Below are 12,971 nucleotides of genomic sequence, written 5' to 3'. Positions count from 1 at the left end.
GTCGTGGACTTTCCCAGTACGCTCCGCGAGCGCCGCACCGGCCGCCGTCTCAGTCAGCTCGAGCTCGCCGGCCGGGCGGGCACCACCCAGCGCCACCTCAGCTTCATGGAGTCGGGCCGGTCGGCGCCCGGGCGCGGCATGGTCGTCCGGCTCGCCGAGTCGCTCGACCTGTCGCTGCGCGAGCGCAACGAGCTGCTGCTGTCGGCCGGTTACGCCCCCGTGTACGCGGAGTGCCCGCTGGACGGGCCCGAGCTGGCGCCCGTCCGGTCCGCGCTCGGCCACATCCTGGAGGGCCATCTCCCCTATCCCGCCGTGGTGGTGGACGGCCGGGGCGGCATCGTCGCGGCCAACGCCGCGCTCGGACTGCTGACCGAGGGGGTCGCGCCGGAGCTGCTCGGCCGGGGCGCGAACGCCTACCGGCTCGCCCTGCACCCGGCCGGGCTCGCCCCGAGGATCGTCAACTTCGCGGCGTGGTCCCGGCACGTCCTGGCGGCGACCTCCCACCTGGCCGAACTGCACGACGAACTGGCGGGCTATGTGCCGCCGTTGGACGAGTCCCCGGCCGCCCGGGACCCGCTGGGCTTCGCCGTCCCGCTGCATCTGCGCAGCCCGTTCGGCGAGTTGCACCTGATGACCACGGTGACCACCTTCGCCACCGCCGTCGACGTCACGCTCGCCGAACTGCGGCTGGAGGCCTTCCTGCCGGTCGACGAGCCGACGGCCGCCGCGCTGCGCGCCTACGCGGAGCAGGAGCCGGGGGATCAGAGCCCGGGGAACTGGTAGTCGGTCGCGATCCGGTCGTCCCCGTCCAGCACCAGCAGCTCCACCCCGCCGCCGAGCACCTCGTCCTCGCCCGGGCGCACCATCACCCAGGTGAGCTTGACGGCGTCGCCGACCCGGATCGCCTCGCCCTGCTCACGGAAGGCGTAGCCGCCGCCGGCCACGAACTCCTCGTGCGCCCGGGCCACCCGCCGCTCCAGCGCGTCATGGCCGCGAGCCTCCAACACGGTTTCCGCGAAGCCGAGTTCGGCCGCTCGCTCGCGCATGTCCTCGGGCGGCTGGAGCAGATGGACGCCGTCCGCCGCCCACAGCTCCTCGACCGCCCGGCGCCGCCGCTCCGGGTCGGGCTCGTTCCAGAGTGCGACATAGCGGTCGGCGATCCGCTGTGCGGTGCCGGTGGTGCCGGTGGTGCCGGTGGTGCTGGTAGTGCCAGTAGTGCTGGTGCTCATCTGCGGCTGGTCCCCTCGTGATGGTCGGTCGTCCCGCTCGTCGTCCATCCTGCGCGGGCCCGTCATGGTCGACAATTCCCGGCGGGGAATGCCGACGGCCCGCCCCGGGACCCGTCCACCGGCGGGGGAGGAGCCCCGCCGAGTGGTGGATTGCGAACCGCCGGGCCCCCGCCGAACGGGGGTGGTCGGACTCTGGACGTGCACCAACCACCCTTGGTGATAAGGCCCCTGAGGCATGATCGGGGTGCTGTTCACCAATCGGACATGTCTTCGACAACCTGATTTCTCGTCAGTAACATGACGATCCGCGCGGCCGTGCGGGCCGCGCTCCCCCTTGCCACCACCCACCCTCGTTCCCGGGCGGGCGCGCACCGTCCGTGCGCCGCCGCCCGTGCGGAACTCGCCGCTGAAAGAGCCCCGGTGAAGAGTCCTCTCGTCCCGGCCGTCCGGCCTGCCCTCGCCTCCCTGCTCCTGCTCGGCGTCGCCGCCTGCGGGCCCGCCTCCGGCGACGGGCGGGCCGCGTCGGTCGCCGTCGACGTCCCGTCCGCCGTTCCCGTCGCCGCCACCGGCACGGCGAACCCGGCGGCCCCCGCGTCCGGCGGATCCCCGACCGCGCACGCCTCGGCGGCCACCGCCGCCCGCCCCGCCGGCAAGGCGGCCGCTCCGGCCCCCGGCGGATCCTCCGCCGCCGCGCCCCCGGCCTCCTCGGCCCCGGCCGCTGCCGCCGTCGCGCCGCCGACGGGCCCCGCCCCGCAGCTGCTGCCGGTCGCTGCCGCGCAGCCCGGCGCGCAGACCGTGGCCGTCGGCACCCCGTCCGCCGACGGCTCCGCCGCCACCCCGGCGGCGGCCACCGACCTGCGGCTCACCGCCTACGACCCGGCCGCCGGCACCGCCGTCCTGTCCGCGCCCGCCGCGTCCACGGCGCCCTCGGCCCCCGCGTCCTCGGCTCCCGCCGCCGCCACGTCCTCGCCCTCCGCCGTCCCGGCGCTCACCCAGGCCGTCCAGCCCGGGCGCTTGCTCGCCAGCCCGCCCACCGACGCCGCCCCGCAGGGCGCGCTCCTCGCCGTCACCGCCGTCCACCCGGGCGCCGGCAACACCCTCAGCCTCGCCACCCGCCCGGCCACCCTGCCCGAACTGCTCGGCGCCGCCGAGGCCGACGGCACGGTCCCCGTCGACCCCAAGGCGATCAAGGTCACCCCGCTGGTCAAGGACGTCACGGCCACCGTCGGCCGGGAGAACGGCACCACCAAGGCGGAGGCCTCCGGCACCCTGGAGGTCGACGCCAAGGCCCCGATCCCGCTGCCGGGCGGCGCCACCGCCGAGGCCACCGGCGAACTCGCCCTCCACCCGTCGGTCCGCTTCGCCTACCACGGCGCCGGCGTCGGCACCCCGCGCACCGCCTCCATCGGCTTCGACCTCGGCGCCCGCGCCCACTGGAAGGTCACCGGCGACTTCGCCCGCGCCACCGCCGCGCCGGTCCGCGTCCCCTTCGCCAAGCTCCAGGCCAGCCCGGTGCTGACCGTCGCCGGGCTGCCGGTCGTCGTCAACCTCGCCCTCACCTGCTACCTGGAGGTCGGCGCCGACGGCCAGGTCCACGTCGAGGCCGAGCAGGAGGCCACCGGCACCTGGGCCGTCCGCGCCGACTGGACCGGCGGCGGCCGCGGCTGGACCTCCGCCGCCGACGCCCCCGACACCAAGGTCTCCCCGGTCCACGTCCGCCTCGACGGCAAGGCTTCCGTCCGCGCCACCCTCGGCACCGAGGTCAGCGTCGGCCTCTACGACGCGGTCGGCGTCGAGGCCACCGTCGCCCCCTACCTCCAGGCCAAGGCCGACGGCTCCCTCGCCGTGGACGTCCCCGGCGGCACGCCCCGGCTCCAGGGCAGCTGGGCCCTCGTCGGCGGCATCGACCTCAACGGCGCACTGCTCGCCCACCTCAAGATCTTCGGCACCCCGCTGATCGAGGGCAGGCTCCCCCTCCCGTCCTTCCACCGCGAATGGCCCCTCCTCACCGGCACCCTGCCCAGCCCCACCCCGAAGGGCTGACCCGGCTCCCGCCGACCGAACGCCCCTCTGCCGCAACCTTCGGTGCGGCAGAGGGGCGTTCGGCGTGCGGGGATCCATGGACCTACCGCACAGGAAGTCGGCCGGTCCGACCTCCTGTGCGCGGCGCCGCCACCTCTGGTGGGCGCCCGCCGCCGGACGCGTTGTCAGTGGCCCGTGCCAGGATCCGGTTCATGCTGGAGATCACGGTGCGGACGGAAGACGACCGGAACCACCCCCGGCCGGAGGTCGAGGCGTTGGCCGGGCTGGTGCGGCGGATCGGGGGCAGGCGGGACCGCTTCCTGGTGGTCGAGCGGATACCCGACGAGCCCGACGTCTACGTGCAGGTGTGGCACGAGCGCGGGGGCGAGTACTCCTTCGAGTACCGGGACGGCGGCGCCGACCGGCACTTCCAGGTGAAGCTCGACGACCCGGAACCGGTGATCGCCGCCATGGCCGCCTGGGCCCGCCGCGAGCCGGGGTGGGGCGAGGAGTTCGCCTGGGAGGCGTTGGAGTTGGGGTAGCGGCGGCTCAGCTCATGGACCAGACGGTCGGGTCGTGCGGGACGGGAGGGGAGAGCACCGGCGGGAGGGGAGCGACCGGGAGGGCGGCCGATGCGCCGGCCGTCCGGGTCACCACTTCCTCGGTGACGCTCGGCGTCGTGCCGGGGGTCACCGGTCCGGAGCGGACGTGTGTGCTCGCCTCGTCCAGCAGGTCGATCGCGGCACCAGGCAGGGCGTGGCCGGGCAGGTAGCCGTGCGCGAGTCGGGCGGCCGCGGCGAGGGCCTCGTCGGTGATCACGACCTCGTGGTGGTCGACCAGCCGCTGCCGGGCGCTGCGCAGGATCTCCAGGACGTCCTCCGGCGCCGGTTCGGCCACCGGCACCGGCTGGATCCGCCGGTCCAGGCCCGAGTCCCGCTCCCACCGCCGGTGGTCGGCGGACCCGGCGGCCGCGACGATCGAGACGCCGGGCACGTCGAACACCGGCCGGAAGAAGGCCAGCGCCTCGGCCTGACCCTCGCGGGTGCGGACGACGGAGAGGGCGTTGTCGAGGAAGAGGATGAGGTCCGAGGACCGGAGGATGTCCTGCACCAGTTCGGCCATCACCTCGGTGAAGCGCCCGTGGTGCCGGGGGTCGGTGAACAGCGCGGTGATGTCGAGACGGAGCACGGCCCGGCCCTGGAACCGTTCGGGCACCTCCCCACGGACGACGGCCTGCGCCAGCCCGGCCGCGACGCTGGTCTTCCCCACCCCGGGATCGCCCACCAGCAGTGCGACGTTGCGGGCCCGCCGGCTGAGCACCTGGAGGACACGGTCGATGTCCGGTTGCCGGCCGACGATGCCTTCCACCGGATTGGAGACTTCGGCATTGAGGCTCCGGCCGAGCGAGGCGAGCGTTGCCGGAGGCTTCTGGGTCGCTGGCGAAGCCAGGATTTCGAGGACCTGCCGACGGGCCTGGACGATCTCGATGCCGGCGGACGAGAGCGCCCGCGCGGCGATACCGCCTTCTCCACGGAGGAGGCCCAGCAGGATGTGTTCGGTACCGATGTAGTCATGGCTGAGGGCCATGGCTTCGGCGTTCGACAGCTCCAGCACTGTTCTGGCCAACAGGCTCAGCGGACGGCTGCCCGGATCGCTGGCATCACCGCGACCGAGCCGGCGATCGATCTCCCGGTGGAGGAGCGCGGGCGGCGCACCGAGCTTGCGCAGTGCCGTGACGGCGACCCCGTTGCCCTGGTGGAGGAGGCTCAGCAGCAGGTGCGCGGTCCCCACTTCGGAGTGGTCGAGCCGTTGCGCTTCGTCCTCCGCCCCCTCAACGACGTGCCGTGCGCGGTCGGTGTACCGCTCAAACTCCATGCTGTGCACCCCTCTCCAGCACCGCCAGCTCCCTCCGCGCCCGTACCGTGTGCGGGTGCTGCGTCCCCAGCACCCGGTCCCGTTCCGCGACGAGTTGCCGCAGCAGCGCCGTCGCCTCCTCCTCGGCGCCCGTCAGCGCCAGGTTGCGGGCCAGTATGTGCCGGGTCCGCAGGGTGTCCTCGTGTTCGCTGCCGAGGAGGCGGCTGCGGTCGGCGAGGAGGACCCGGAGGACGGCGATGGCCTCCGTTCGGTGGCCGGCCTCGCCGAGGTTGACGGCGAGGAACTGGCGGGTGTGCAGGGTCTCCGGGTGGTCCTTGCCGAGCAGGCGGGCGTGGGCGGTGGGGAGGGGCCGCAGCAGGCGGGCGGCTTCGGCCGGGTCGCCGGCGCCGCCGACGCAGTGGGCGTGGGCGCGGCGGCAGCGCAGGGTGTCCTCGTGTTCGGCGCCGAGGAGGCGGGTCTGTTCGTCCAGGACCTCCCGCAGGGACGCGGCGGCGCCGGCCCAGTCGCCCTCCAGGGCCTGCTGTTCGGCGGCCACCTGTCGCTCGCGCAGTGCGGGGGCGACGGAGGCGGCGTGGATCCGGTTGTGGCCGAGGGCGATCAGGTTGGCGTTGTCGGTGGTGCTGTTGAGGGGGACGGGCAGGCCCTCGGCGACCATCAGGCTGACGAGGCGCTGGTAGAGGTCGTCGATGGTGAGGTACTCCGGGCCGCCGGCGATGCCCTCGCGCAGCAGTCGGATGAGCCGTCCGGAGAAGGCGGTGTGGTCCTCGCCGGGCGGGGAGAGGGAGACCTGGTCGCGCTGGGCGGAGGTCAGCACGTAGGTGCCGGAGACTTCCAGTTGGTTGATGGTGCTGGGGCCGCCGGCCATGGTGCCGGTGACGGCGCGGCCGGAGAAGCAGCAGTCCAGGACGATGATCTTGGTGGTGGCGCGGCTGTTGAGCACGGTGCCGCGCAGTTTGTCGTACTCGATCGAGGTGAAGTCCGGGTCCCCGTACTCGCTGTCGGGCAGCGCGAGGTAGAGGTCGTGCCGGCGGCCGCCGACCAGTCCGTGGCCGGTGAAGTAGACCAGCAGCAGGTCCTCGGCGGCCCGAGCGGCCTCGCGCAGCCGCCGGCCGACCCGGCCGAGGTCGGCGTCGTCGAGCAGGACGGTGCAGTGCTCCTCCGGGACGACCCCGTGGTCCGGGTCGGTGAACAGGGCCGCCAGGTCGGTCACGGTGCGCCGGACCGCCGGGAGGTCCGGCAGGTCAGGGTCCGTGTACGTGCTCGCGCCGACCAGCACGATCCGGGACCGCCGGGGGTCCGGGAGGCGCACCTCAGCCCTGCTCGGGACCGGACGGGGCCGGGCCCTCCGGCTCCTGGCTCTCCAGCGCGGTGCGCAGGATCGCCTCCAGGTCCCCGGCGCGCACCCGCTTGGCGTCGATCTCCACCGTCCCGCCGTCGGTCCGGCGGATCTTCACCCGGACGTCGCTGCGCCGGGGCTGGGCGAACCAGGTGCGCAGCGAGGAGGCGAGTACCTGGAGCGCGCCGCCGGCGCCGAGGGCGACGGTGACGGTGTCCAGTACCGATCCCATCTCCCCGGGGCCGGGCGGACGACCGGTCAGGGTGACCCTGGTCAGGCCCGGTTCGCCCCGGAGCCAGTCGGTCAGCGACTCGGCCTCCGCGACGGTCCCCGGTCCGGTCTCCCCGCCGGCCACGGAAATGTGCACGTCCACAGGTGCCCCCCACAAGGCTGGTTCTGGACGGAGTCGAGAGCGGTCAGTCTACTGATCCGGCCGACAGTTGCGGGAGGTTCGGATCATTGCTCGGGATCAGTCATCGGGACCAGTCATCGGGACCAGTCATCAGGATCACTCGTCAGGATCACTCGCCCGGGACGAGCAGCCGCAGCGCCCCCGGCACGACGGTGACCTCGACCGGCAGCGCTGCCATGAACTCGCCGTCCGCGTAGGCGGTGATGCCGGGGGAGTCGAGCCGCAGCGAGGTGGTGCGGTGGGTGGTGACCTCGGGCCGCGCGGTGTGGGTGCCCTTGAGCAGGGTGGGGAAGAAGCGGGCGATCCGCCGCCGGGGCATGGCGTCGACGAGGGTGACGTCGAACAGGCCGTCGGCGGGGTCGGCCTCGGGGCAGATGAGCATCCCGCCGCCGTAGCTGCTGGTGTTGCCGACGGCGGCGAGGGTGAGGTCGCGCTCGATCCGGGTGCCGTCGGCGAGGGTGATCCGGAAGGGCAGCGGGCGGAGGTTGGCGAACTCCACGGCGATCGCGAGGTTGTAGCGCATCCGGCCGCGCGGCCAGCGCAGGCGGTTGGTGCGGTCGCTGACCAGGGAGTCGAAGCCGCTGGCGAGGACGGAGCCGAACCAGCGGGTGGAGCCGTCGGCGGCGGTGACCCGGCCGAGGTCGACGGTGCGGGTGCGGCCGGCGGCGACGGTGTCGGCGGCGGCCTCGGGGGTGTCCCGGGGCAGGCCGTGGGCGCGGGCGTGGTCGTTGCCGGTGCCGGCGGGTATCACGCCGAGCGGGGTGGCGGTGCCGGCCACGGCCTGGAGGGCGAGGTTGATCATGCCGTCGCCGCCGACGACGACCAGGGCGTCGCAGGACGGCGAGGCGACCGCCTCCCGGGCGAGCGCGAGCGACTCGGCGGCGGAGCCGCCCGCCCGCGGGTCCACGGTGATGCCGTGGGCGCGCAGGCGGGCGGTGGCGCGGTGGGCCGCCGGTTCGGCGTGGCCGGCCGCGGCCGCGGGGTTGGTGAGGAGAACGACGCGGGCGATGGTTCTCCGGTCGTTCACGGGATCAGCTTGCCCGGGTTGAGGATGCCTGCGGGGTCGATCTCGGCCTTGACGGCGCGCAGGATGCGCACACCGAGGTCGCCGATCTCGTCGGCCATCCAGGGGCGGTGGTCGGTGCCGACGGCGTGGTGGTGGGTGATGGTGCCGCCGGACCGGACGATGGCGTCGCAGGCGGCCCGCTTGGCGGCGCCCCACTGCTGCAGCGGCTCCTCGCCGAGGGCGGCGACCACGGTGAAGTAGAGCGAGGCGCCGGTCGGGTAGACGTGCGAGATGTGGCACAGCACGAGCGAGCCGGGCAGGGCCTCGGTCAGCGCGGTGGTGACGGCGAACCGCAGGGCGTGCAGGTCGCGCCAGCCCGCGGCGGTCTCCAGGGTCTCGCACAGTGCGCCCGCGTCGAGCAGCGAGTCGCGCAGGTACGGGGCGTTGAACCGGCCGTGCTCCCAGGCCCGGGCGGGGGCCTCGCCGAGCGAGGTACCGCCGGCGGCGAGCAGGGCGGCGCGGGTGAGCTGGTGGCGGGCGGCGACCTGCTCGGCGGTGCCCTCGAAGACGGTGACCGCGAGGCAGCCGCTGATGGCGGCCTCGCCGCCGATCTTCTCGGTCATGGCCAGGTTGATCATCGTCTCGGCCTCGTCGGAGAGCCGGATGACGGTCGGGCCGGTGCCCTGCTGCTCGACGGCGCGCAGCGCGGCGGCGCCGGTGGTGAAGTCGGGGAACGACCAGGCCTCGTACGCCTTGACGGCGGGCACGGGGTGGACGCGCACCCGGACGGCGGTGATCACGCCGAGGGCGCCCTCGGAGCCGAGGAACAGCTCGCGCAGGTCGGGGCCGGCGGCGGAGGCCGGGGCGCGGCCGAGGTCGAGCACACCGGTCGGGGTGACCACCCGCAGGCCGCGCACCATGTCGTCGAACCGTCCGTGGCCGGCCGAGTTCTGGCCGGAGGAGCGGGTGGCCGCGAAGCCACCGATGGTGGCGAAGCGGAAGCTCTGCGGGTAGTGGCCGAGCTCGAAGCCGCGCTCGGCGAGCAGGGCCTCGGCGGCCGGGCCGGTGAGGCCGGCGCCGAGGAGGGCCTCGCCGGAGGTCTCGTCGAGGTCGAGGAGCTGGTCGAGCCGGCGCAGGTCGAGCGAGACGACGGCGGCGAACGCCCCGCGCTCCGGGTCCAGTCCGCCGACCACGCTGGTGCCGCCGCCGAACGGGACGACCGCGATCCGGCGCTCGGTGCAGACGGCGAGCAGCGCGGTGATCTCGTCCTCGCTGCCGGGCAGCACGACGGCGTCGGGCGCGTCCTGCGGGTCGCGCGAGCGGCGGCGCAGCAGGTCGGGGGTGGACTTGCCGCCGGCCCGGGGGAGGCGGTCGGCGTCGGCGGTGCTGAGGTGGGCCTCGCCGACGACGGCGGCGAGGGCCGCGAGGTCGTCGGGGGTGAGGGCGGACGGCCGCAGGACGACCTCCGAGGCGTCTGGCCCGGGGGCGGCGTCGCCGGTGACGCCGAGGGCGGCGGCGAGCAGGCCCTTGATGTCGGCGGACAGCTCCTTGGCGAGGGCCGGGTCGCCCCAGGCGTCCCACTTCATCGGGGGGAGCGGCAGGGTGGCCGTACCGGTGAGGGTCGCCGGTGCCGCTTGCTTCTCGGGGGTCATGCGTTACAGTTTTACACATCATGTCAAGTAGTAACGAGCCTCACGAACCGGGCGCCGAGCCGAGTGTCGAGCCGAGTGCCGAGCGTGCCGCCGGGCCTGCCGCCGAGCGCGGTACGGAGCGTGCCGAGCGCGGCACCGATGACGCGATCCTCGACGCCGCCGCCGAACTGATCGTCCAACTCGGCGTCGGCCGCGCCCAGTTGGCCGAGATCGCGCGCCGCGCCGGGGTGAGCCGGCCGACCGTCTACCGGCGCTGGCCGGACGTCCGCGCCGTGATCGGCGCGCTGCTCACCCGGGAGATCGCGGCCACCCGGGACGCCGTCCGGCTCACCGGCACCGACCGGGCCGCGTTCGTCGACGGCGTGGTCGAGGTGGCCGTCCGGCTGCGGGACCACCCGGTGCTGGGCGCGCTGCTGCGCTCCGGCGACTCCGACACGCTCTTCGAGTACGTGGTCGACCGCCTCGGCGCCAGCCAGCGCGGACTGCTGGAGGCGCTGCGCTCGGGGATCGAGCAGGGGCAGCGGCACGGCTCGATCCGGGCCGGGGAACCGCTCGAACTGGCCGCGATGGTGCTGCTGATCGCCCAGTCCACCGTGCAGTCGCACCGCATGGTGGCCCCGGTGCTGTCCGAGGAGGCCTGGCGGCGGGAGCTCGCCCGGGCCCTCGACGGGTACCTCGCGCCCTAGCCCTGCCCGGTCGGCGACACCGGAACCGCTCCTGCCCGCGCACCGCCTGCCCGCTCCTGCCCGCGCACCGCCCGTAGACCGACCGCCTCGGAGGCGCAGATGACCACCACCGCCGGGCCCTTCGCCGGGACCGCCCGACTCACCGCCCGCCGCCGCGAGTTGGAGCTCTCCGCGCTCGCCGACCGCCCGTCGGTCGACCTGCTGGTGATCGGCGGCGGCGTCACCGGCGCGGGTGTCGCCCTGGACGCGGCCGCGCGCGGGCTGTGCGTGGCGCTGGTCGAGTCCCGCGACCTCGCCTTCGGGACCAGCCGGTGGAGTTCCAAGCTCGTCCACGGCGGTCTGCGCTACCTCGCCTCCGGCCGGATCGGGGTGGCCAGGGAGAGCGCCGTCGAGCGCGGCGTGCTGATGACCCGCACCGCCCCGCACCTGGTCCGGCCGCTGCCCCAACTCGTGCCGCTGCTGGACGGGTTGTTCCGCCCCGGCCAGGCCGCGCTGGTTCGGGCCGGCTTCCACGCGGGCGACGCGCTGCGGCTGAGCGCCGGCACCCCGGGCGGCCTGCTGCCCCGGGTCCGCCGGGTGGGCGCCGACCGCGCCCGGGCCCTGGTGCCGGGTCTGCGCAGCGCGGGCCTGTCCGGCGCGCTGGTCGCCCACGACGGCCAACTCGTCGACGACGCACGCCTGGTGGTGGCACTCGCCCGCACCGCGGCGCAGTACGGGGCGACCGTGCTCACCCGGGTGCGCGCCGAGGAGGTCACCGGGGCGGGCGCCCGGCTCGTCGACACCCTCACCGGGGCGTCGTTCACCCTGAACGCCCGCGCCGTCGTCAACGCCACCGGCGTCTGGGCGGGCGAGGTGGACCCCTCCATCCGGCTGCGGCCCAGCCGGGGCACCCACCTGGTCGTGGACGCGGCCGCGCTCGGCCGGCCGCTCGCCGCGCTGACCGTCCCGGTGCCCGGCTCCACCAGCCGGTTCGTCTTCGCGCTGCCGCAGCAGCTCGGCCGGGTGGCGATCGGCCTCACCGACGAGGACGCGCCCGGCCCGGTCCCCGACGAGCCGCAGCCCTCCGAGGCCGAGGTCGACTTCCTGCTCGACACCGTGAACGGCGCCCTGGAGACGGCGCTGACCAGGGACGATGTGCGCGGCGCCTACGCGGGACTGCGGCCGCTGATCGACACTGGCGACGGCGCCACCGCCGACATCTCCCGGCAGCACGCCGTCCTGGAGTCGCCGAACGGTGTGATCACCGTGGTCGGCGGCAAGCTCACCACCTACCGCCGGATGGCCGAGGACGCCGTGGACACCGCGGTCCGGCTGCGCGAGCTGTCCGCCCGCGCCTGCTGGACGGCCCGGCTGCCGCTGGTCGGCGCGCCCGGCCACCGGGACAGCCGCCCGGTGCCGGAGGGAGAGGTGGCGGCCTCGCTGCTGGCCCGGCACGGCGGGGCGGCCTGCGAGGTGCTGGCGGTCGGCGAGGAGCACCTCGGCGCCGGGTACGGGGCGCCGGTCGCCGAGGGGATCGACGTCAGCCGCGCCGAGATCGCGTACGCGCTCACCCACGAGGGCGCGCTGGACGTGGAGGACGTGCTGCACCGGCGCACCCGGATCGGCCTCGTCGCGGCGGACGCCGAGCGCGCCCGGGCGGCCGTCGAGGGCATCGCGGCGAAGGCTTCGGCCTGACCCCGCCCGCACCCGGGCTCAGTGCCCGGTGCGCTCCGCCATCGGCTGCACGTCCGCCCCGAACTCCAGGGTGCAGCTGAGCGGCCGCTCCGCCGTCCCGGTCCGCTCCAGCCGGACGGCCAGCGGCAGCGGGGGCTCCTCGGTCAGCTGCGCGGCGAGCGTCAGCGGGTACACCCCGTGCCCGTGGACCCGGTGGAAGGCCACCTCCTTGCCGTCCACCAGCACCTCGGTCTCGGTGATCCACCCGGACCGCACGTTCACCGTGACGGAGTGCCCGCCCCGGTCGAGGTGGAAGCTGTGCCGCTGGCGCATGGGAGACCTCCGGTGCTGCCCCCGAGCCACGGTCAGTGTACGTCGCGAGTCAGGTGAATTCCCCTCGCGGTGGGGCGATCGGCGTGAATGCCATGATCATCTCCTTCGTGCAGGAATCATGATGAAATAACGCTGCGTAGGCGATCTGTTACGTGATTGTCATCCTGGGTTGCGGTGGAGGCTTCGCTTGGGGTGAGAGGTTTTCCCAGGCCCCGAACGGGGCCGTCTGATGACCTGTCACTATGCGAGAGAGTCCTGATGACACCACGAGTCTCGGCCTCGCCCGGTTCCACCGGCGGGGCCTTTTCCATGCGCTGGATACGCCGAATATCAACGGCTCTGACGCTCGGTCTGCTGGTGCAGACCGGTGTCATGGCCGACGCCCTGGCGTCGCCCCAGGCGGACAGGAAGCCCGCTCCGCAGGCGCCGGCCACCCCGGCCGCGCCGACCACCGAGGCCCCTGACGAGGCGTCGGCGACGAGGCGTCGGCACTGCTGGCGGCCCGCCTGCAGGGCAAGCGGATCGAGGTCACCAAGGCCCGCACCGAGTTCACCACCCTGTGGGCGAACCCGGAGGGGACGCTGACCTCGGAGCGGTCGACCGGTCCGATCCGGATGAAGGTCGGCGAGGCGTGGGTCCCGGTCGACACCACCCTCGTCCAGACGCCGGACGGCAAGGTCGCACCGAAGGCGCACCCGGAGGGGCTGGTCTTCGAGGGCGGCGACGCCGGGGTGACGGTGGGCGACAGCCTCCCCGCCGCCGGCACG

General features: G+C 74.8%; 11 protein-coding genes and 1 pseudogene. 5 read left to right on the top strand and 7 right to left on the bottom strand.

Annotated elements, in window-relative coordinates; translation table 11 throughout:
• Window positions 1-3 precede the first annotated feature (3 nt).
• Window positions 4-783, top strand: a complete 780-nt coding sequence (locus tag VR45_RS31820) for a helix-turn-helix transcriptional regulator (protein ID WP_052709524.1) — start codon at window positions 4-6, stop codon at window positions 781-783.
• Here VR45_RS31820 and VR45_RS31815 read toward each other — a convergent pair.
• Entirely contained in the window at window positions 762-1,229 is a 468-nt protein-coding gene (locus tag VR45_RS31815; RefSeq protein WP_078897020.1) for a hypothetical protein, read from the bottom strand. The genes VR45_RS31820 and VR45_RS31815 overlap by 22 nt on opposite strands.
• 420 nt (window positions 1,230-1,649) lie before the next feature.
• Here VR45_RS31815 and VR45_RS31810 point away from each other — a divergent pair, with 420 nt between their 5' ends.
• Together VR45_RS31810 and VR45_RS31805 are read left to right on the top strand one after the other, a co-directional pair.
• Window positions 1,650-3,272: a hypothetical protein gene (locus tag VR45_RS31810; RefSeq protein WP_052709523.1), complete on the top strand. Its 1,623-nt coding sequence runs from the start codon at window positions 1,650-1,652 to the stop codon at window positions 3,270-3,272.
• 191 nt (window positions 3,273-3,463) lie between these two features.
• Window positions 3,464-3,754, top strand: a pseudogene (locus tag VR45_RS31805) (hypothetical protein); the annotation flags it as partial.
• A gap of 46 nt (window positions 3,755-3,800) precedes the next feature.
• Here VR45_RS31805 and VR45_RS31800 read toward each other — a convergent pair.
• From VR45_RS31800 to VR45_RS31780, 5 genes are all read right to left on the bottom strand, one after another.
• Complete coding sequence (locus tag VR45_RS31800) at window positions 3,801-5,126, bottom strand: Clp protease N-terminal domain-containing protein (RefSeq protein WP_078897019.1); 1,326 nt, start codon at window positions 5,124-5,126, stop codon at window positions 3,801-3,803.
• Entirely contained in the window at window positions 5,116-6,435 is a 1,320-nt protein-coding gene (locus VR45_RS42860) for a tetratricopeptide repeat protein (protein WP_052709521.1), read from the bottom strand. Before VR45_RS42860 ends, VR45_RS31800 begins: the two co-directional genes overlap by 11 nt.
• 1 nt (window position 6,436) lies before the next feature.
• Window positions 6,437-6,835, bottom strand: a complete 399-nt coding sequence (locus tag VR45_RS31790; protein WP_045943340.1) for a hypothetical protein — start codon at window positions 6,833-6,835, stop codon at window positions 6,437-6,439.
• A gap of 148 nt (window positions 6,836-6,983) precedes the next feature.
• A complete protein-coding gene (locus tag VR45_RS31785) occupies window positions 6,984-7,901 on the bottom strand; it encodes a diacylglycerol kinase (RefSeq protein ID WP_078897018.1) in 918 nt (305 codons plus the stop codon).
• The gene (locus VR45_RS31780; protein ID WP_045943342.1) at window positions 7,898-9,466 is read right to left on the bottom strand and encodes an FAD-binding oxidoreductase; all 1,569 of its coding nucleotides are present in this window, start codon (window positions 9,464-9,466) and stop codon (window positions 7,898-7,900) included. Before VR45_RS31780 ends, VR45_RS31785 begins: the two co-directional genes overlap by 4 nt.
• Before the next feature lie 86 nt (window positions 9,467-9,552).
• Here VR45_RS31780 and VR45_RS31775 point away from each other — a divergent pair, with 86 nt between their 5' ends.
• Window positions 9,553-10,218 carry a TetR/AcrR family transcriptional regulator gene (locus VR45_RS31775; RefSeq protein ID WP_078897017.1) on the top strand — a complete coding sequence of 222 codons (666 nt, stop codon included), beginning with the start codon at window positions 9,553-9,555 and terminating at the stop codon, window positions 10,216-10,218.
• A 99-nt stretch (window positions 10,219-10,317) separates the two neighbouring features.
• On the top strand, window positions 10,318-11,892 hold the full coding sequence (locus tag VR45_RS31770; protein ID WP_045943339.1) for a glycerol-3-phosphate dehydrogenase/oxidase: 1,575 nt from the start codon (window positions 10,318-10,320) through the stop codon (window positions 11,890-11,892).
• A gap of 18 nt (window positions 11,893-11,910) precedes the next feature.
• On the opposite strand, the gene VR45_RS31765 is transcribed toward VR45_RS31770, so the two are convergent.
• Complete coding sequence (locus VR45_RS31765; RefSeq protein ID WP_045943338.1) at window positions 11,911-12,204, bottom strand: hypothetical protein; 294 nt, start codon at window positions 12,202-12,204, stop codon at window positions 11,911-11,913.
• Between the last annotated feature and the right edge of the window lie 767 nt (window positions 12,205-12,971).

The sequence above is a fragment of the Streptomyces sp. NRRL S-495 genome (assembly GCF_000966955.1).
Lineage (GTDB): Bacteria > Actinomycetota > Actinomycetes > Streptomycetales > Streptomycetaceae > Kitasatospora > Kitasatospora purpeofusca.
The sequence above is the reverse complement of the archived record's forward strand: the minus strand, read 5'-3'. Positions and strand labels throughout refer to the sequence as shown.

Bases quoted from the DNA above. Each gene is read 5' to 3' on its own strand.
- VR45_RS31815 (WP_078897020.1), bottom strand. From the start codon at position 1,229: ATGAGCACCAGCACTACTGGCACTACCAGCACCACCGGCACCACCGGC.
- VR45_RS31800 (WP_078897019.1), bottom strand. From the start codon at position 5,126: ATGGAGTTTGAGCGGTACACCGACCGCGCACGGCACGTCGTTGAGGGG.
- VR45_RS31780 (WP_045943342.1), bottom strand. From the start codon at position 9,466: ATGAAGTGGGACGCCTGGGGCGACCCGGCCCTCGCCAAGGAGCTGTCC.
- VR45_RS31775 (WP_078897017.1), top strand. From the start codon at position 9,553: ATGTCAAGTAGTAACGAGCCTCACGAACCGGGCGCCGAGCCGAGTGTC.
- VR45_RS31770 (WP_045943339.1), top strand. From the start codon at position 10,318: ATGACCACCACCGCCGGGCCCTTCGCCGGGACCGCCCGACTCACCGCC.
- VR45_RS31765 (WP_045943338.1), bottom strand. From the start codon at position 12,204: ATGCGCCAGCGGCACAGCTTCCACCTCGACCGGGGCGGGCACTCCGTC.